Source organism: Chlamydiales bacterium, assembly GCA_016185065.1.
Lineage (GTDB): Bacteria > Chlamydiota > Chlamydiia > Chlamydiales > Rhabdochlamydiaceae.
In genome coordinates this window covers 680951-699758 of record JACPOL010000008.1, presented here as the reverse complement: position 1 = coordinate 699758, position 18808 = coordinate 680951, and the positions used below count along the sequence as shown (strand labels likewise).

Below are 18808 nucleotides of genomic sequence, written 5' to 3'. Positions count from 1 at the left end.
TCAGGGAAGGCCTTCAGGCCCTTCCCTGAAATCTTGGTAGAGGAAAACTGGGAGTTCGGGGTAGGGTGAGGAAGATCTAGAAAAATTTTGACAGGGGATCTTCCATGAACGCAAGACAGACCGCATTAAGAGACGCTGCAAGCAGAAAACCACGCATCTTCTACACAGAGAAAAGACGTGCTGTGGAAGAGTTTGGCCGGCTAACTTTCAGTCGCGCTCTGATGGAAAAGATCCTGCCTAAAAAGGTGTTTGTAAACTTTCTTCAAGCAATTGAAGGGAAGGGGAAGATCAATCCCGAGTATGCGGATGCGATCGCAATCGCGATGAAAGATTGGGCGGTTGGTCTCGGAGCTACTCACTTCTGCCACTGGTTTCAGCCGCTCACAGGCTATGCCGCAGAGAAGCAGGACGCCTTCATCGACTGGAAGAGCGAAGACACTCTCATTGAGAAGTTCTCAGGAAAGAACCTGCTCCGCGGCGAGCCTGACGCCTCCTCGTTTCCTTCGGGAAGCATGAGAAGCACCTTTGAAGCGCGCGGCTACACCACCTGGGATCCCTCTTCGCCAGCCTTTCTCTGGCACTCGGGCGGAGCTGTCATCCTCTGCATTCCCTCCATCTTCTTCTCTTGGACCGAGAAGGTTCTGGATATGAAGATTCCGCTTCTTCGTTCGGATGCAAAGATCAATCAGGCAGCACTGCGCCTACTAAACCATCTGGAGATCGAAGCGGATCACGTATACTCAACAGTTGGCTGCGAGCAGGAGTATTTTCTTGTCGATCGCGCGCTCTACTCTCTGCGTCCAGACCTCTTGATGGGAGGAAGAACAGTTTATGGAAGCTCATCTGCAAAGTCGCAAGAGCTAGAAGACCACTACTTCGGCATCTTAAAAGAGCGCGTCCTAGCCTACATGAAGGAGTTTGAAGATGCGGCGTTCGCCCTCGGAATTCCTGTAAAAACACGCCACAATGAAGTTGCCCCTTCGCAGCATGAGATCGCACCCATCTTTGAAAAGTCGGCGATCGCTGTCGACCATAACCTGCTGTTGATGGAGCTCATGAGACAGCTGGCTGCTCGCCACGATTTTGCCTGCCTACTTCATGAGAAGCCATTCGCGGGAATAAATGGATCGGGCAAGCACAACAACTGGTCTCTCTCAACAAACACCGGCCTCAACCTCCTCGATCCCACTGCAAACCCAGAAAACAGCATCGTCTTCTTAGTCATGGTTACTGCTGTACTAAAAGCCGTGCATGACAATAGCGCTCTTCTCAGAGCATCGATCGCCTCTGCTGGAAATGACCACCGTTTAGGCGGCCATGAGGCTCCTCCAGTAATCATCTCTGTCTACTTGGGTGAGGCTCTTGAAAAGGTGTTGAATAATATTGAAAAAGATCTCGAGCATAAGCGCACGCACTCTATTACCATGGATCTCGGAATTCCGATGCTGCCAGAGCTGCCAAAGGATGAGACCGACCGCAACCGCACCTCTCCTTTTGCATTCACCGGCAACAAGTTCGAATTCCGCGCGGTGGGTTCAACCGCAAACTGCGCGCTACCAGTGACAATCCTCAATGTGATTGTCGCCGAAAGTTTGAATCAGATCATCGACGAGATCGAGAAGAAGATCGATAGGAAAAAGACGGAAAATGCCGCTACTTTCAAAAAAGCGGCAATGCCCGTAATTCGGAAGTATCTCAAAGAGTCGAAGCCGATTCGCTTCACTGGAGATAACTACTCTGCTGCTTGGGAGAAAGAGGCGAAAAAGCGCAAGCTTCCTATTATCAAAAAATCCTACTACGCCTTCTCGACTTTTACCGATAAAGATGTGGTAAAAGCGTTTAACGGGGTTCTCTCAGCACAGGAGTTAAAAGCGCGTAGAGAGATCATGGTCGAGCAGTACTCCAAAGTGATGAACATCGAAGCTAAACTCATGGTTGAGATGTTTCGCACACAGATTCTTCCAGCCGCGCTCCACTACCAGAAAGATCTCGCGTCTAGCCTAAAGAAGTTGGCGGCGTGCGGAGTGAAGGGAGCCGATGAGCAGCTCGCACTACTTAAGAAACTCACAAGAGCTCTTAACGAGGCGATGAAGCGCGCAGATCATCTGGAACTCAGAAGAGGAAAGGTGATGGAGCTCGCTGGGGAGAAGCGCGGCCAGCTCTTCTGCGACGAGATCGGGCCACTTTGCCACGTGCTTCGCAAGATTGTTGACGAGCTAGAAACTCTGGTTGATGATAAGCTCTGGCCGCTTCCAAAATATCGCGAGCTGCTCAATGTCATCTAAGAAGGGTAGGAGAATAGGTCTCTTTGGGGGGAGTTTCGACCCCATTCACTTTGGGCACCTAAATCTTGCACTTTCGTTAATCGAAAATGGCAGCGTGGATGAGATCATCTTCTGTCCTGCACACACATCGCCTTTAAAAAAAGATGAGCCTCCTTCGGCTTCTAACGAGGCGCGTCTGAAGATGATCTCGCTCGCCATCGCTCCCATAAAAGAGTTTTCTCTCTTGGATTGGGAGATTAAGAGAGCTCCGCCCTCCTATACCATCAATACGGTGCGGCACCTGCTTGCGCAAGAAGAGAATAGAGGGGCGGAGCTGCGTTTGATTCTCGGCGATGATGCTCTACATACGCTCATGAGATGGAAGGAGGTCGAAGAGCTCCTTCGTCTGGCGCCCCCATTAATTGGCAGTCGTCTAGGAGATTTTTTGACAGAGATTCCCTCTTCCCTCATTCAAACTGTAAAAAATAGTCTTGTTCATATCCCCGTTCTGGAGATTAGCAGCACAGAGGTGCGCAGTAGACTTCGACAAAAAAAATTTTGCGGCTATCTAGTTCCCTCGAAAGTTCTAGACTATATTGCCGAAAATAATCTATATTCTCTTTGATTTTATAATTTTTAAAGATGAAAAACGACTCATTACAAGTATTAAACGCAATAGCTCAAGCCATTTATGATAAAAAGGGCGTGAATATTCTTGCGCTCGATCTCCGTAAGTTTTCCACCATTACCGATTTTGTCATCATCGCAGAGGGAAACGTGGATCGCCATGTGATCGCAATCGCTCAATGCGTTAGGGATGAGCTCAGAAAGATGGGCGAGCTAACGGCGCATACTGAGGGCATGGATAGCGGCGACTGGGTCGTGCTCGACTATGTTCAAGTCATGGTTCATCTGTTTATGCCAGGGATGCGCGACAAGTATCATTTAGAAGACCTCTGGAAAGAGGGTGAGATCGTCGATCTCACTATCAACGTAAGTAGTTACAACACAACTACTTAATTTTTTCCCTTCCTGCGTATCCCCTCACAAAAAGAGTTGCAAGCTATAGAGGCTTTTGGTTATGCTTCTTGCTCAATTATAGGTGGATATATGGGTAAAAAACGCATCGTTGTAACAGGTATGGGACTCGTCTCCTGTTTTGGAGATAACGTGGATCTCTTCTATGAGAAACTCCTCGCTGGCGAGAGCGGCGTGCGCCCAATCGAGGCGTTCCCTTGTCAAGACTATCCAACCCGCTTTGCCGCCGCTGTTAGCAATTTTGATCCAGGCGAGTATATCGATAAGAAGCAAGCGCGTAGGGTAGACCCTTTCACTCGCTATGCGATGGTGGCAGGTAAGAAATCTCTAGAGATGGGAAAGCTCGGCCCAGAGCAACTTGAACTTCTCGACAAGACGCGCTGCGGCGTGCTAGTCGGTTCTGGAATGGGTGGGATGTCCGTCTTTTCTGACGGCGTAGAAACCCTCGTTTCAAAAGGTTTTAAACGTATCACTCCCTTCTTTGTTCCTTTCATCATTACCAACATGGCCGGCGCCCTTCTCGCAATCGACCTTGGCTTCATGGGACCCAACTACTCAATCTCCACAGCCTGCGCTACAGCAAACTACTGCATCTATGCAGCCGCAAAGCATATTCAGAATGGCGAAGCCGACCTGATGCTTTGTGGAGGATCTGAAGCCCCTCTTACTCCCATTGGCCTTGCTGGCTTCGTCGCATGTAAAGCCCTTTCAGAGAGAAACGACAATCCCAAAGCGGCATCTCGCCCCTGGGATAAGAACAGAGATGGTTTTGTGATGGGTGAAGGCGCTGGAGTGCTTGTGCTAGAGAGTTTAGAGCACGCCCTTGCACGCGGAGCTCCAATTCTTGCCGAGTATGTCGGTGGAGCGATCTCTTGCGACGCTTACCACATGACCGACCCTCGTTCAGACGGCCTCGGTGTTGCCCTCTCAATTGAAAACGCGATTAAAGATGGCGGCATCTCGAAAAAAGACATTAACTACATCAACGCTCATGCCACCTCTACACTAGTAGGCGACATCTGCGAACTCGATGCGATTAAGAAGGTCTTCGGCCCTCAGATTAGCGAAATTAAGATGAATGCTACCAAGTCGATGACCGGCCATTGCCTCGGTGCGGCAGGCGGCATCGAAGCAATTGCAACGATTAAAGCGATACAGACAGGAATGCTTCATCCGACGATCAACCTCGAGCAGCCAGAAGAGAAGCTGCAGGGGATCGACGTGATTCCAAACGTAGCAAAGGCTCATAAAGTTAATGTTGCTCTCTCCAACTCCTTTGGATTTGGCGGGCACAACTCTTCTCTCCTGTTTAAAGCTTATTCATAGGAGAAGAAACTTTGGGATGGATGGTCCAAGAGGAGTCTTTTGGGGTTGTTCCTTTATCGCAAGAGAAGGGGCGGTGGAAGATTTTTCTTATTCTTCATATCGCGGGAAGGCACTGGGGATTTCCTAAAGGTCACCTCAATGCTGGTGAAACGCCTCTTGAGGCTGCAAAGCGCGAGCTGAAAGAGGAGACAGGTCTCAACATTATCTCTCTCATTCGCCCGGAGCCCTTCATTGAAACCTACCGCTTTTCGAGAAGAGGAAAGCCCGTATCTAAAACCGTTCAATACTTCGCTGCCGAAGTTGAAGGCGAGGTGATCCTTCAACCGGAAGAGATCCGCGATGGAAGATGGTTCAGCTTTAAAGAAGCGATACGCGTCCTCAGCTTTCAAGAAGCGCGGGCAATCTGCCACGAACTCATCAAAATTCTAAATATTCCAGAAGGCGGATAGGTCGATGAACCTATCCATAGACTCAAAAAATTTATAATTTGAGGATAGGTTCATATGATCTGGCCTTTTGCAAAGAAGAAAAATAAAATTGAACTCTTTGTTAGACACTGCCACTTCTCAGCAATCAGCGGACACAAAAAACGTATCCCAAATCTCACGCGCGAGATCTGCTTTGAAAATCTCTTGCAGACGATCCAAGGCGAAGAGGTGAATGTCACCTTTCTGCTGGATACTTTCCATCCCATGGAGAGCGCCCACTTCGTTAAAGCACAGCAGCAGTTTCCCGTCGTTGAAATACGCGAGGGGACAGAGTCTGGCTCTTTTCTTCGGCTTCTCGAATATGTGGATTCGCTGAAACTAGATCCCGAGACGATCGTCTATTTTTTAGAAGATGATTACATGCACAAGAAGGGGTGGCCCGCAGTTCTTCGCGAAGGGTTTACAATCCCGGGAGTCGACTACGTAACTCTATACGACCACAAAGATAAGTACTTTTTAGAGAGCTACACCGATCTTCGATCTAAAATTTTCCTTACCGAATCGAGCCACTGGAGAAGTACACCTTCAACGACCAACACCTTTGCCACCCGCTTTAAAACTCTGCAAAGAGATATGCAGATCCAGCGCAGCTACTCTGAAAATGTAAAAATTTCTAAGGATCACGAGAAGTTTTGCGCGCTTGCAGAGAGGGGAGCCGTATTAATCTCGCCGATGCCGGGATGGTCCACTCATACAGAGCTTGCTTATGCATCGCCCTGTGTTGACTGGGAAAAGATAGTTGATGTCAAAAAATAGGTCGAATTGCTAATGTCTAGCTTTTTCCTAGACACAGCGGGTAAAAAGAAGGAATTTTTATGATGTACAATCAAACTCTCTCCCTTCCTCAGGCTATCACAGAAAAAACTTGGGTAAGAGATGCAGCTACAGTTGCTCTTGCAAGTCTTCTCATCTCCGCCTTTGCACCGCTTGCAATCACACTTCCCTTCTCTCCTGTACCTATTGCCACACAGAGCCACGTTATTCTTTTCATTGGAGCTCTTCTTGGACGTAGAAAAGGGGCGATGGCCGTTCTCGCTTTTCTCTTTCAAGCTGCGATCGGGCTTCCAGTCCTTTCCGGCGGAAGAGGCGGCATCCTCTGCTTTGTAGGTCCAACCGCTGGCTATCTAGTTGGCTACGTCGTAGCAGCCTATGTTACCGGCATGCTCTTCGAGAGAATGAAGAGCCGCACGCCTGCCAAGATGTTTGGAGCGCTTGCTATTGGAAACATTGCGATCTATCTGTTTGGATGTGCGCATCTGGCTAGTTTTCTCGGAGCAAGCAGAGCCATTGCCCTCGGAGTGCTACCATTTCTCGCAGGCGATCTACTCAAGACACTCTTCTGCACTCAGGTGCTGAAGAAACTATCTTCTTTTAGAAGAGCGTAAGGTTTTATTCAGAACCTTTGAGGTCATCTTCTCTTCATGAGACTCTGTCTTGTGAATGTAGAGAACCTCTCTCTTTTTTAAATCCTTAGTGGCCTGTTTCACTCTCTTGTCGAGGTGAGCATTCGGCTCAAGGATCTGCTTCATGCCGATATTAGTAATCGACTTCGCCTCTTTTTTCAGTTCTGCCTTTGAAGGCACTGAGGGCATCTCTCTTGGGGCTTCGCCTCTTCTTACTCTAACCATCTTCTCCTCCCTACTGCTAATAAAAATTTAACAGTAAGAAGGCTCTCTGTTTTTGACAATTAAAAAATTTATAAATTTGTTTTTTTAATAAAGTTGCGATAGGGGATTTACACAGAGATCACAGAGATACAGAAAAAGAAGAGAAGAAAAGAAGTAGGGAATTTACACAGAGATCACAGAGACACAGAGAAAGAAGAGAAAATACGGATGCTCTGCCGCTTCGCGGCAATTTTCTTCTCCTCCCCCTCTGTGTCTCTGTGATCTCTGTGTAAAATTTCTTAAAAACTTCTAGGAAGTCGAGGTGGGGACGAGGTTGAAGAAGGGCCGACGGTTCTCTTTCCCAATGTAGGTAAAGCATAGGTATGTGCGGAGCTTCTCGAGCATCTCTTTTGCAGTAGAGAAGGTCCGAACAATAGGTTCTGCGGTAACGGGGTCGATATCGTTAGGATCGACGAAAGTAGGAGGAGAGAAGCAGAGCATCATCGTATGCCCGCCGTCGCCCGCTTTAGTTGGGCTTAAGTTGAGCTTAAACTTACCTAATCGCTCCTGAACGCCCATGAGTAGTTTGTCGATTTTGCTCAATGGTTGATACTCTTTAAAGAGGAGATCTTGTTCTGTAACCCCGAGTTTGCTCATTACAAGCTCTGGGACCTTATTCTGGAAATTCTTTAGAGGCTTAAGCGCATTTAGAATGCTTTCGATGGATTTAACTTGCGCTGCCCCATCAACTAGCTCTGGTGCATTCTCATCCTCTTTTCTGATCTCTTCGATCTCTTGTTTTAATGCGGCGAGTTTAAATTCAAATGCTTCTTGAAGTTTCTGAGGCGAGTGTTTTTTTATTACCATTCTTCCAATTAAGTAGGGATTCTTTGCTCCCTCTTTACCGAGGATATCAAGAGCTTCGGAAAAAAATGGCTTAAACTGCTTCTTATTCTTGAGGAAATAAGATCCAATAGCGATGAGGTTATGCGGTGAGAAGTTTGGTTCTAGCATTGTGAGTATGTAGCCCGCCATTACAAAGCGCGCTCTGCTGGATACCTCTGCGGCCGTTTTAGGACAGTGGCTGCTTAGAAATGTAAGTGTGTAACCATTACAGATTCCAGGATGGCCCATAAGCTGTTGATCGAGTTTCGGTTCGGTATTCTGGTAAACTTTGTGTAGCGCTTCTACTTTTTCCAGATCTAGTTGGAAGTGTTTACAGAAGGCCTCTCTGTGTGCAGGTTCTTGCAAGAGAGCTGCAGCCTCTGGAGCGCTATCTAAAATACCCTTTGGCCAGATTGCGAGGTTTTTGATGAGAGTTTCAGGATAAGATTTCGCATAGAGTTTGATGAGGTGACGCGCAAAATCGAGATCTTTGAGGTGGTCATGAAGCGTAGAAGAAGCGATGAGCTCGTTTGCGAACTTATCATCTGGATCGTCAAAGAGGCGATTCAGAATATTCACTTTGCTAAGAAAAGAGAGTTCTCGCTCGTTTTCTGCTTGTATTTTCAGTACCTCTTCGCACTTTTTCTGAGCGATAGGGGCAAAAGTTTTTGTTAACTCGTCTAGGGCTCTCTTCGCTGTTCGTTTTGTCGCCGTATCGTTAAAGCAGAGCCACTTAAATCCGCCACCAGCTGCGATCGCGTTATATCTCTTGGTAATAGAGGCGTATAGAGTTGCTAGCTCTTGGTAGTGTCCATCGGTTGCAGAAGGCGAATCGAGCCTAGAAAGCGTGGCATGCGCGATCACTTCTTTACCGACTTTTTGGATCCTGCTGCGCAGATCCCCGCTCATCTTCTTATTAGAAGGAGCCTCTGTCAATAATGAATCTAAAGCCTTAGCTGAGCTTATAAATTGATCTAGTCTTTTTGCCATTATTATATAAACCTGTTATTACAATGCTAATTATATCAAATACTAATTAAAAAATAAACTAAATTATTTAATGCAACTAACTCATAATTAAGGTGTTGCGAACAATCTTAAGTGTCTAATTATTAGCTGTTAAGGTCAGGGAGGCGCTTGGAGAAGAAGTGGACACAAACGGACAGAAAATGGACCGGAAATGGACGAAAACGGACACGCGCCAAAGAAAGAAATTCTTTCCCTCTCTCTTGCCCGCCTGTCCATTTCCTGTCCATTCCTCGTCCATGAATGTCCATTATCGTCCATTTTCCTCGGCGGGCCTGGGCTCCGAGCGCTTAACGTGCGGGGGCTTTACGGCGAGGTGCTGGCTTCACAGGGCGTTTGGGGGAGGAGGCTCTTCGCTTGCTCTTTTTAGAGCGAGATTCATGAGCCTTTTTGCGAAGTAGGGCAGCGATCAGTTCGATCTTATGGGCAGAACCGCCTTGAGTCTTGAGCTGAGAGACCTTCTTGTCTTTTAAAGAGCTAACCTCAGAGCGTAAAAGGTGAGCGACCCCCTCGACAAAAGAGGAGAGAGAGCGTTCAGGGAGATCCTTTTTTTGCGAGCGGCCCATATCTTCAGTCTTTCAGGCAAAAACGATAATTGTCAATTAATTATTTTACTCAGTTTCTAAAAAATTGTAAGTAGGGCAATCTATCGATATGGCAAAAGAGAGAATAGTAGGTCTGCTCTGCTGGATCATCCGTGGCTGCATCGCGCTGCGCTACCGCGTGCAGGTGGTTGGGCTAAAAGAGGTGGAGAAGCGATTAAAAGGAGGGGGAGGAGTTCTCTTTCTTCCTAACCATCCGGCTGAGATCGATCCGATCATCCTAATGCTCCTTCTCTGGCGCCCTTTTCGCCCTCATCCGCTCGTGGTCGAGCACTTCTTCTATCTCAAGGGTTTTCACGCCTTCATGCGTCTGGTTGGAGCGCTTCCGCTTCCGACGATGGATGCGCAGGTTAACTCATGGAAGACGAAACAGATAAGCAAGCTATTAAAAACGATCGATGAGCGGAGAAGGGCGGGAGAGAACTTTCTGATCTATCCCGGAGGCAAGCTCAAGCTCACGGGGAGTGAAGTTTTGGGTGGAGCCTCATTTGTCCACAACTTGTTAAAAGATGCGCCTGAAACAGAGGTTGTCCTGGTGCGGACAACGGGTCTCTGGGGAAGCTCCTTCTCGAGAGCTCTCACAGGCAAGGTCCCTGGTTTTGGTGAGAAGTTAGTAGAGGGGATTAAGATCCTCTTGAAAAATGGGATCTTCTTCACACCGAGACGGACCGTAAAAGTGGAATTCGAATTTGCAGCTGAAAATCTACCAGTTAAGGCGAGCCGCTTAGACTTCAATCGCTATCTGGAGAACTGGTATAACCGCTATCCCGATCAGGGACCCGAGCCTGTCTCTCTAGTCTCCTACTCTTTCTGGAAAGAGGAGCTTCCAACAATCACCACAGTTGAAAAGAAGAAGAGGGTGCAGGGCGAGGCGCAGATCCCCGCAAAACTCGAAAGAGAGATCTTTGCCGAAGTTGCAAAAATCGCAAGACGACCTGTCGAAGAGATTAACCGCTCGATGCACCTCTCCTACGACCTGGGTCTCGACTCGCTTGATGTAACGCAGCTCTACCTGCTACTCGACGAACGGTATGGAATTGTGGATCTGATTCCCGGAGATATTCAGACGGTTGAGGATCTAATTGCAGAGGCCGCAGGAAGAAGAGAGGAGAGGGGAGAGTCTGAACAGCTGGATCGAATCGCCTGGCCGCAGGAGCTTGTGCGCGCAGTGCCGATCGCCCCTCTGGGCGATACGATCGCTGAGGCATTTCTACTCATGAGCGATAGGATGGGAAAGTCGGTTGCTTGCGCAGATGCTCTCTCAGGCGTACTCACATATCAGAAGGTGAAGAGAGCAGCGCTTGTGCTCTCGCTGAAAATTCGCGAGATGCCAGGAGAGAATATCGGCATCCTGCTCCCCTCTTCTGCCGCGGTCTACATCTTAATTCTCGCCACTCACCTCGCAGGCAAAACGCCCGTGATGCTCAACTGGACAGCAGGACAGCGCTCTTTGGACCATAGCGCGGAGATGGCCGAGTTAAAAACAGTGATCAGCTCGATGCGCTTTCTGGGAAGAAAGGAGATTGGAGAGCTGGGCAAGATCGATGAGAAGATACAGCTTTTGGAAGATATCCGCCTCTCCATCACTTGGAAGGATAAGATGCGCGGAGTTCTGCTTGCGCATAAGAGAGCGTCTAAACTGCTGAAAGCGCTTAAACTCGATCACAGATCGAAAGAGGAGAGAGCGGTGATCCTCTTCACCAGTGGAACAGAGTCTCTCCCGAAAGGGGTCCCTCTCTCTCATGGAAATCTGCTCAGCAATCAGAGAGCCGCCTTCTCGCGCGTCGACCTGAATGCTCAAGACCTTCTTTATGGAGTGCTTCCTCCCTTCCACTCTTTTGGCTTCTCAGTCACAGGACTTCTTCCACTGCTAACGGGATTGAAAGTGGTCTACGCTCCAGATCCCACTGATAGCCATGGGATGGCATCTGATATCGCACACTGGCAGCCGACCATGTTCTGCTGCGCGCCGAGCTTCATTAAGGCGCTTTTTCGCGCGGGCAAACCCGAAGAGCTCTCATCGATTCGCCTCTTTGTTACGGGAGCTGAAAAGGCCTCTCAAGATCTCTTTGACTTTGTCGAAAGCCTCGGGCCTGGCCATGAGATGATAGAGGGGTACGGGATCACAGAGTGCAGCCCCATTGTGACGATGAGCGATCTCTACATGCCAAGAAAGGGGGTAGGAAGAGCCATTCCTGAAGAGGAGCTATGCGTGATTGATGCCACCACTCTCGAGCCGCTGGCAAGCGGGCTAGAGGGGGAGGTGTGCGTCTGTGGACCCAACGTATTTAAGGGCTACCTCGACAAGCGACCTTCTCCTTTTATCAGCATTCAGGGAAGAGAGTGGTACCGCACTGGAGACCGCGGCTATGTCGACGGGGAGGGGAATCTCTATCTTTCAGGGCGTTTGAAGCGCTTTGTCAAAATTGGCGGAGAGATGGTGAGCTTGGGAGGCCTTGAAGAGGAGCTCCTCCGCCTAGCTCGGGATAAGAGCTGGGGGACGAAGAAGGGGGAGGGCCCCTCTCTTGCCATTGCAGTAAGGGAGAGGGAGAGCGAAAAGCCGACTATCGTGCTTTTTGCGACTTTCACGATCGATAAAGAGACTGTAAATGGCGCTTTAAAGGAGGGAGGGTTTGGAAAACTCGTTAAAATCGCCGAAGTGAGGCAATTAGAGGAGATCCCCTTGACTGGTACGGGTAAAACACACTATCGTCTTCTGGATGAAATGCTGAGTTAGAGACTCTACCCGTGAATACTATTCTAAAAATTTACAATACAGAGACGAAGGCGCAAGAGGGCATCGTGGGCCCTACGATTAAGTTGTACACCTGCGGCCCCACCGTCTACAACTTTGCCCATATTGGAAACTTCCGCACCTACGTCTTTGAAGACCTTCTGAAAAGAAGTCTAAAATTTTTTGGAATGGAGGTCATCCACGTCCAGAATATCACCGATGTAGAAGATAAGATACTCATCACGGCAAAAGAGAAGGGACTCACGCTCAATCAGCTCACCGAGCCCTACATTAAAGCTTTTTTTGAAGATCTAGAGATATTGAAAGTTGAGAAGGCGGACTTCTATCCCCGCGCAACAGACTACATCCCCGAGATGGTCGAGATCATCGAAAAGCTCCTTGAAAGTGGCGCCGCCTACCGCGGTCCCGACGAGTGCATCTACTACAAGATCTCCACCTTTCCCACCTATGGCCGACTCTCTCACCTAAATTTAGCTACCCTCAAACCAGGGGCTTCTGAACGCCTTAGCGCAGATGAGTATGAGAAGGAGAGCGTCTGTGATTTTGTTCTCTGGAAGAGCTACGACGCAAAACGAGATGGAGAGGTCTTCTGGGAGACCTCTCTTGGAAAAGGGCGCCCTGGATGGCATATCGAGTGCTCTGCCATGGCGATGAAGATTCTCGGTGAGACGATCGATATTCACGTGGGCGGAATTGATAACATGTTTCCCCACCATGAAAATGAGATCGCCCAGTGCGAAGCCTTCTCTGGAAAGCAGTTTGTGCGCCACTGGATCCACTGCGAGCACCTCCTTGTCGACCAGAAGAAGATGTCTAAGAGCTTGGGCAACTTCTACACGCTGCGCGATCTTATCAAGAAGGGGTACAAAGGCGTAGAGATCCGCTACATGCTTCTGCACGCGCACTACAGATCCACTCTCAACTTCACTTTCGAGGGACTGGATGGAATGGTGCACTCTTTGGAGAGGCTCTCAGACTTCGTCAGCCGCCTGCAGGGGATTGCGCATCTGGAAGAGGCTAATACTACTTCGAGTGGAGCTGTTCACCTCGTTCTGCAGAACGCGCTGCGCGAGTTTACACAGTCGCTTGCAGATGATTTAAACATCTCATCCGCGCTTGCTGCTCTCTTTGAGATGGTGAGGCAGATCAACGCACTTGCCGATCAGAATAAGGTCAGCAAAAAAGACGCCGAGGAGTCGCTGAAACTGCTGCATCGTATCAACCAAGTCCTCGCGATCTTGCCGCTTGAAGCCGAAGACGAGGAGATCCCCAAAGATCTCCAGGATCTTCTTGAAAAGAGGCAAGAGGCGCGCAAAACAAAAAACTGGGCGCTCTCCGATCAGTGCAGAGATCAGATTCTCTCTAGAGGCTATCTGATCGAAGACACCCCCGCGGGTGCGCGCCTCAAGAAAAAACGAGAGCTCTCATCATGAATAAACACGCCAAGAAGGGCAGTAAATCCGGAACGACCAAAGATGAGCTCTTCCTCGTCATGCTCCATAAACTTGCAACCGCACGCGGCGACCAGTTTATGGAAGTAGACCGCTATGAGATCGGCAGAGCAATCGGCCAGAACGATCACGGCATCGACACTATCGTCAAGCACCTCGCGCAAGCCAACTTCGTCATCAAAGGCGAAGAGAGCTCCGTCTATCTCACCCCTCATGGCCTCTCCCTCGTCGAACAGCTCCTCGACACCCACTGAAGAGTGCAGACGAAGAAAAGAGACTCTCTTTCTTTTTTGGAGTGCGCGCGACTTGTCGCCGCTTTTTCTCAACATCGGCTTGACGATGTTTCTTTAAAAAAGAGAGATCGCCAGGTCGATCTCGAGAAAAGCGGCGCCGAGTCGCCGCACTCCAAAAAAGATCGTTTCAATCTTAAAGTTTTTTGGACTAATAACTAATTAAATAAAAATTTAATTATTATGCATTTGATAATAAACATTTGTTTAGTGATGTGAATATTCAAATTTTATTAGCTGTTGTGGTAGAATACTTAGAAAAATATTAGGTGATACCCTATGGCATTAAGAGCTGTTTCTCGTCCACGCCCTCTAGAAGATACCGAGGGTGTTCTGCCGCTTATCTTGAGCTTCTGCGACAGGGAGAAGTCTCTCTCTCTCGTCAGCCGCGCTTTTCGCGATAGCAACAGATATCCCATGGTGGATGTGGGCCTGCAGATTCTCATGAGAGGTGCTGACTATGAGGCGCAGATGGTGCGAGAGAGCAGACGCTTCATCAATGCGGGCGAATCTCAAGAGCAAGCGTGCACGCGTCAGCGGGGTGAGCTAGCAGGACGTTTCAGTCTAATTAGAGCCCAGTTTTCACTAGTAGAAATGGGATTATTTGCAGAGCTCTTTTCTCGACTCTTTTCTAGACTTATTCATACTGATCCTAAGACTCTTATTTTTTTTGGCGAGATGAATGAAGCGTATCGCACCTTCAATCAAACTCTCGTCGAAGCAGAGGCCGCTCGAGAGGCTGCGAAAGATGCCATTCTGCAAATCATGAAGAGATATGTTTGTAGGGAGAGTTTACGCCTGCGTGCCGAGCACGTATTTCGAGGACGCCTAGACCCAGATGCAGAACTTCTCCATACTCAGAGTGCTGCTTGTTTAAGAGAGCTCCATCTAAGTCAACGAAATAGACTCTCTGTTCATGGGGAGATGTTTGCAGATTTTGTTCGCCACACAGAGACCAGCAAAAACTCATTTAGTGTAGAGAGATTTGTGCAGCAGGAAGGGCCTTGCATCGCAATAGAGTCTAAAGAAGACTTTGCACTAGTACGCCTATGGGATGACTTAAGACTAAATTCGCCAGCGATCTTCCCAGCTCAGGTAGCACGGGACGCCCAATCAATAAGAGAGTGGATGAATACGCATGATGCTGAGCTCCAGCAGATCACCTATTTGCCATTATTCAATTATGCCACTCTTCCTCCTGAGATAGGAAAATTTAGAGGCCTAACCCGGCTTGATATCTCAATAGTGCAAAATAACGAATTTGCCGCACCTTATATGCTTCTGCGCACTCTTCCTGACGAACTTGCAAATTTGACAAATCTCACACGGTTAACAATTCGCGTGTCGGATTTTGAGTCGATCCCAGAGGTGCTAAGCAGGGTTAATGCGACTGTAACAATTGAACGCAACCTGACACGTGATGGTAACCTAAGGCGTGCGATTCTGCCCGAGTCTGTGGCTCGTCAGCACTGCAGCGGCATCATGTCGCATTTAAGAGAGTTTCACTGGGGAGCAATTGGCCGTGCGGCTCGTCGTGTAAATATTGGAGACGAAGAATTTCCTCTATTTATGGGACTAAAACGTCCGCAGGAGTTGGCTGAGATTCCCTTCTTTCTCTGGTTTAGAGATACCTTCTCTATTCCTTACTTGCACCAGTTAGGGGACCCGTTTTTCAATACGATGTATGTGATTGAAAACACGTTGCGCGAATTAATAGAGCGCGTACCTTTTTTAGAAATCCCCGTTGGAATCGCAATGATGGTGGGCATTGCAGCTACGGGCCTCACCTTCCTGCCTCCCATGTTTCTTCTCAACCTGCCCATCTTACTCTTTAACCTCCTGCTCGACTACACCGTCCAGCCGGCCGTCACCCTCTGCAGAAGTCTCCTCGGCTATAACCCGATGGTCCGGCTTCCCGCTTAGCGCTGTGTAAGAAGAAAAGAGATTCTCTTTCTTTTTTGGAGTGCGTGCGACTTGTCGCCGCTTTTTCTCAACATCGGCTTGACGATGTTTCTTTTAAAAAGAGAGATCGCCAGGTCGATCTCGAGAAAAGCGGCGCCGAGTCGCCGCACTCCAAAAAAGATCGTTTCAAGTTGAAAGTGCTTTTTGGCGGGAGCGAGCGGCGAGGAGAAGGCCGAGGCTGCTGGTGAGGGCGAGGGCGATCCAGTACCAGGCGGCACTGGAGACTGAGCCTGTCTGTTTGAATGCCCAGAGAGTGAGGGCTGCAGTGGGGCCTCCAAAGAGCTGCGATCCGAGTGCATATCCAAAAGAGATCAGAAGGTAGCGGTGAGCAGGAGGAATGAGCTGCTGCGACCAGGCGTGGAAGCTAGCGAAGAAGGAGACGCCCAGGACAACAAAGCAGATGCGTACGCCGATTACAGTGAGAAGCGTGGCTCCCTTCAGAAGAAGAAAGAGGGGAATCGCACTAATTGCAATGGCGAGTGCAGAGCCGATCATCACCTTCTCCCGTGAGACTTTCGAAGCGAGCCATCCAAAGAAGGGGAGGATCGCAAAGTCGAAGACGAGCAGCGAGGTGTTGAGCGCAATCATCTGCTCTTTTGTGAGGTCGGAGATCAGCGGAACAAAACCATTCATCACTACAAGCGCAACCGAATAGTTGGCATAAGCGAGTCCTGAAACGATTGCAATGAGCAGGAGGCTATTGCGATACTCCCAGAAAATTTTGAGTGTCTTCGTAATAGAGGGTGTGGAAGGCTCTGCTGCATTGGGAATCTCGACATTTCTGCGCAGGAGGCAGCCGAAGAGGGCTGTGATACATCCAAAAACATAGAGAAGGCGCCAGCCGCCTTCAATCACATGGTAGTAGCTGAGAAGTGCAGCGCCCGCAGAGGCGAGCAGGATTCCGCCGATTGTAGAGGCGTTGTAGAGGCTGCTGAGGAGGTCGTGGTGCTTCTCTTCCGTATTCTCAAGAAGGAAGATCGCGCCTCCCATCGTCTCGCCCGCAGCGAGGAAGTTCTGCAAAATTCTTCCTAGGCAGAGAAGCGCCGGCGCAAAGAATCCAACCTGGGCGTGGGTGGGGCATGCAGCGATGAGTGCGGAGACAACAGCCATGCCGCTCAGAGTTAAAAAGAGTGCATTTTTGCGTCCATATCTGTCGCCGATGTAACCGAATACGAGCGAACCGATCGGACGAGCAAGCATCCCCATCGGAATCATAGAGTAGGTGAGGATAAGCGCCGTGATCGGATCCTGCTTGGGAAAGAAGAGGGGAGCGAGAAATGGCGAGAGGAAGCCGAAGAGCGCCGTGTCGTAGTGTTCAAACAGGTTGCCTAAGCAGGCGCTCCAAAAACGAGATTGCGACTTAAACATCTTAAACATCGTTCTACTCCTCTGGTCTAGTCAGCGGGAAGAAGAGGACCTCCTTGATCGTGGAGGCTCCGGTAAAGAGCATCACGAGCCTGTCCATTCCAATTCCTACGCCGGCACTTGGTGGCATTCCCTGGCAGATCGCTTCGATAAACTCCTCATCGAGGGGATGGGCCTCTTCATCTCCAGCAAGCCGCTTTTCGGCTTGTGAGAGAAGAAGGTGGCGCTGCAGCTCCGGGTCGTTTAATTCGCTGTAGGAGTTGCAGAACTCATTTCCGTTGATGAAGGTCTCAAAGCGCTCAACCACGTTTTCCAGGCGCACTTTCGGATCGCGATGCAATTTACAGAGAGGCGTTGTTTCGATCGGATGGTCGATGATGTGGTGGGGTTGAATTAGGTGCTTCTCAACAAGCTCTTGGAAGAGGTGGGAGATCAGAAGACCTCGCGTTGCTTTCGCAATGACCTTTGGATCTACAGACCCCTTCTCTTTTAAAACTGCTCTTAGCTGCTCGTCAGTGAGCGCATCGACATCGATACTTGCATAGACGCGGATGCTCTCTTTCATCGTGAGCCGCTTCCAGGGGGTCTTCATGTCGATCTCGGTCTCTCCGTCGCCAGAGTGGGTCTTCACGCGGATCTTTGTGGTGTTGAAAAGGGAGAGAGCGATCTCTTCGAAGAGCTTCTCCGTAAAGACCATCATGTCGTTATAGTCCCAGTAGGAGGCGTAGGCTTCCAGCATTGTAAATTCTGGGTTGTGCGTGCGGTCGATACCCTCATTGCGAAAGACCTTGCTGATCTCAAAGACCTTCTCCATTCCTCCGACAACCAGTTTTTTTAGTGAGAGCTCGAGCGCAATGCGCAGGTACATCTCCTGGTGTAGAGCATTTAATTCGGTTACAAAGGGTCTGGCCTCTGCGCCGCCGTAAATATGCTGCAGAATCGGAGTTTCAACTTCTAGAAATCCCTGCTTTTGAAAGTAGCCGCGCACAAAGTGGAGGATGCGGCTTCGCATCTGAAAGCGCTGAAGAACATCTGGGTTGCTGATCAGGTCGAGCCAGCGCTTGCGGTGGCGAACGCCCACATCTGCGATTCCGGCGTGCTTGTCCGGCAGAGGAAGTAGAGATTTGCAGAGAAGAGTAACCTCTTTAGCAAAGATCGTAAGCTCGCCCTTCTGTGTGCGGAAGAGGTGTCCTTCAACTCCCACGATGTCGCCTAAATCGAGCTTCTTCTCGATGAATTTAAGCGGAGTGAGCTCCTCCTCTTTGCCATCTAATCCACGCACCTTTGTTAGGTCGCGGTTGAACATGATCTGCACGCGCGATGCGCCATCTTGAACCTGTCCGAAAGCGTTCTTTCCCATCGCTCTGAATAGAACCAGCCTGCCTGCAATCGTGACCTTCTCGGTTGCGCCATTTCCAGCCTCTTCGCTATGCCCCACCTCTTTATCATTGTATTTGGCGAGTAGGTCTTCGATCGAAGTCGATGGCGTATACTTGTGAGGGTAGGGATCGATCCCCATCTGGCGAATCTCTGCCAGCTTCATGCTGCGATTGCGGAACTCCTCATGCTGATGGTAATCTGGCTCAGGAAAGCTCATACGTCTCCACTCAATTTAAAATTTAACCTCCCAAGTATACCGTGGCCTCCGCAAAAGCGCAACCTCTCCCACCTTCCACTTGGATTACTCTTTCTGATCGCTGAGTTTTTATTATAAACATCAAGAGAAAGTTCACTCTTAGCCACGGAAGT

16 protein-coding genes are annotated in these 18808 nt (G+C 49.2%); 11 read left to right on the top strand and 5 right to left on the bottom strand.

What is annotated here, in order from left to right:
* The first annotated feature begins 104 nt into the window (after positions 1 to 104).
* From HYX48_07110 to HYX48_07080, 7 genes are all read left to right on the top strand, one after another.
* Positions 105 to 2285 carry a glutamine synthetase III gene (locus HYX48_07110; GenBank protein MBI2743670.1) on the top strand — a complete coding sequence of 727 codons (2181 nt, stop codon included), beginning with the start codon at positions 105 to 107 and terminating at the stop codon, positions 2283 to 2285.
* A complete protein-coding gene (gene nadD / locus HYX48_07105) occupies positions 2275 to 2889 on the top strand; it encodes a nicotinate (nicotinamide) nucleotide adenylyltransferase (protein MBI2743669.1) in 615 nt (204 codons plus the stop codon). Before HYX48_07110 ends, nadD begins: the two co-directional genes overlap by 11 nt.
* A 17-nt stretch (positions 2890 to 2906) precedes the next feature.
* Positions 2907 to 3284, top strand: coding sequence for a ribosome silencing factor (gene rsfS / locus HYX48_07100; protein ID MBI2743668.1), 378 nt, complete (start codon positions 2907 to 2909; stop codon positions 3282 to 3284).
* Between the two features lie 90 nt (positions 3285 to 3374).
* Positions 3375 to 4628 carry a beta-ketoacyl-ACP synthase II gene (fabF, locus tag HYX48_07095; protein ID MBI2743667.1) on the top strand — a complete coding sequence of 418 codons (1254 nt, stop codon included), beginning with the start codon at positions 3375 to 3377 and terminating at the stop codon, positions 4626 to 4628.
* Positions 4629 to 4648: 20 nt separating this feature from the next.
* Positions 4649 to 5077, top strand: a complete 429-nt coding sequence (locus HYX48_07090; GenBank protein MBI2743666.1) for an NUDIX domain-containing protein — start codon at positions 4649 to 4651, stop codon at positions 5075 to 5077.
* A gap of 54 nt (positions 5078 to 5131) precedes the next feature.
* Positions 5132 to 5872 (top strand): hypothetical protein, encoded by a 741-nt coding sequence (locus HYX48_07085; protein MBI2743665.1) that lies wholly within the window; start codon positions 5132 to 5134, stop codon positions 5870 to 5872.
* Positions 5873 to 5931: 59 nt separating this feature from the next.
* Positions 5932 to 6501 (top strand): biotin transporter BioY, encoded by a 570-nt coding sequence (locus HYX48_07080; protein ID MBI2743664.1) that lies wholly within the window; start codon positions 5932 to 5934, stop codon positions 6499 to 6501.
* Here HYX48_07080 and HYX48_07075 read toward each other — a convergent pair.
* From HYX48_07075 to HYX48_07065, 3 genes are all read right to left on the bottom strand, one after another.
* Positions 6478 to 6744 carry a hypothetical protein gene (locus HYX48_07075; protein ID MBI2743663.1) on the bottom strand — a complete coding sequence of 89 codons (267 nt, stop codon included), beginning with the start codon at positions 6742 to 6744 and terminating at the stop codon, positions 6478 to 6480. The genes HYX48_07080 and HYX48_07075 overlap by 24 nt on opposite strands.
* A 288-nt stretch (positions 6745 to 7032) precedes the next feature.
* Positions 7033 to 8598 carry a hypothetical protein gene (locus HYX48_07070; GenBank protein MBI2743662.1) on the bottom strand — a complete coding sequence of 522 codons (1566 nt, stop codon included), beginning with the start codon at positions 8596 to 8598 and terminating at the stop codon, positions 7033 to 7035.
* Positions 8599 to 8924: 326 nt separating this feature from the next.
* Positions 8925 to 9200 carry a hypothetical protein gene (locus HYX48_07065; GenBank protein ID MBI2743661.1) on the bottom strand — a complete coding sequence of 92 codons (276 nt, stop codon included), beginning with the start codon at positions 9198 to 9200 and terminating at the stop codon, positions 8925 to 8927.
* Between the two features lie 88 nt (positions 9201 to 9288).
* Between HYX48_07065 and HYX48_07060 the strand changes: the two genes are divergently transcribed.
* The 4 genes from HYX48_07060 (at position 9289) to HYX48_07045 (ending at position 15655) form a co-directional block, all read left to right on the top strand.
* Positions 9289 to 11973 carry an AMP-binding protein gene (locus HYX48_07060; GenBank protein ID MBI2743660.1) on the top strand — a complete coding sequence of 895 codons (2685 nt, stop codon included), beginning with the start codon at positions 9289 to 9291 and terminating at the stop codon, positions 11971 to 11973.
* 11 nt (positions 11974 to 11984) lie between these two features.
* Positions 11985 to 13424: a cysteine--tRNA ligase gene (locus HYX48_07055; GenBank protein MBI2743659.1), complete on the top strand. Its 1440-nt coding sequence runs from the start codon at positions 11985 to 11987 to the stop codon at positions 13422 to 13424.
* Complete coding sequence (locus HYX48_07050; protein ID MBI2743658.1) at positions 13421 to 13696, top strand: hypothetical protein; 276 nt, start codon at positions 13421 to 13423, stop codon at positions 13694 to 13696. The genes HYX48_07055 and HYX48_07050 overlap by 4 nt, the downstream gene beginning before the upstream one ends.
* A gap of 315 nt (positions 13697 to 14011) precedes the next feature.
* Positions 14012 to 15655, top strand: a complete 1644-nt coding sequence (locus HYX48_07045) for a leucine-rich repeat domain-containing protein (protein ID MBI2743657.1) — start codon at positions 14012 to 14014, stop codon at positions 15653 to 15655.
* A gap of 165 nt (positions 15656 to 15820) precedes the next feature.
* Here the strand turns inward: HYX48_07045 and HYX48_07040 are convergent, their stop codons facing one another.
* Positions 15821 to 17071, bottom strand: a complete 1251-nt coding sequence (locus tag HYX48_07040) for an MFS transporter (GenBank protein MBI2743656.1) — start codon at positions 17069 to 17071, stop codon at positions 15821 to 15823.
* Between the two features lie 4 nt (positions 17072 to 17075).
* A complete protein-coding gene (gene lysS / locus HYX48_07035) occupies positions 17076 to 18656 on the bottom strand; it encodes a lysine--tRNA ligase (protein ID MBI2743655.1) in 1581 nt (526 codons plus the stop codon).
* Positions 18657 to 18808 lie beyond the last annotated feature (152 nt).

Coding starts and splice junctions, on each gene's coding strand:
- HYX48_07080 (MBI2743664.1), top strand. CDS start 5,932: ATGATGTACAATCAAACTCTCTCCCTTCCTCAGGCTATCACAGAAAAA.
- fabF (MBI2743667.1), top strand. CDS start 3,375: ATGGGTAAAAAACGCATCGTTGTAACAGGTATGGGACTCGTCTCCTGT.
- HYX48_07110 (MBI2743670.1), top strand. CDS start 105: ATGAACGCAAGACAGACCGCATTAAGAGACGCTGCAAGCAGAAAACCA.
- lysS (MBI2743655.1), bottom strand. CDS start 18,656: ATGAGCTTTCCTGAGCCAGATTACCATCAGCATGAGGAGTTCCGCAAT.
- HYX48_07065 (MBI2743661.1), bottom strand. CDS start 9,200: ATGGGCCGCTCGCAAAAAAAGGATCTCCCTGAACGCTCTCTCTCCTCT.
- HYX48_07060 (MBI2743660.1), top strand. CDS start 9,289: ATGGCAAAAGAGAGAATAGTAGGTCTGCTCTGCTGGATCATCCGTGGC.
- HYX48_07090 (MBI2743666.1), top strand. CDS start 4,649: ATGGTCCAAGAGGAGTCTTTTGGGGTTGTTCCTTTATCGCAAGAGAAG.
- HYX48_07070 (MBI2743662.1), bottom strand. CDS start 8,598: ATGGCAAAAAGACTAGATCAATTTATAAGCTCAGCTAAGGCTTTAGAT.
- rsfS (MBI2743668.1), top strand. CDS start 2,907: ATGAAAAACGACTCATTACAAGTATTAAACGCAATAGCTCAAGCCATT.
- HYX48_07050 (MBI2743658.1), top strand. CDS start 13,421: ATGAATAAACACGCCAAGAAGGGCAGTAAATCCGGAACGACCAAAGAT.
- HYX48_07075 (MBI2743663.1), bottom strand. CDS start 6,744: ATGGTTAGAGTAAGAAGAGGCGAAGCCCCAAGAGAGATGCCCTCAGTG.
- HYX48_07045 (MBI2743657.1), top strand. CDS start 14,012: ATGGCATTAAGAGCTGTTTCTCGTCCACGCCCTCTAGAAGATACCGAG.
- HYX48_07085 (MBI2743665.1), top strand. CDS start 5,132: ATGATCTGGCCTTTTGCAAAGAAGAAAAATAAAATTGAACTCTTTGTT.
- nadD (MBI2743669.1), top strand. CDS start 2,275: ATGTCATCTAAGAAGGGTAGGAGAATAGGTCTCTTTGGGGGGAGTTTC.
- HYX48_07040 (MBI2743656.1), bottom strand. CDS start 17,071: ATGTTTAAGATGTTTAAGTCGCAATCTCGTTTTTGGAGCGCCTGCTTA.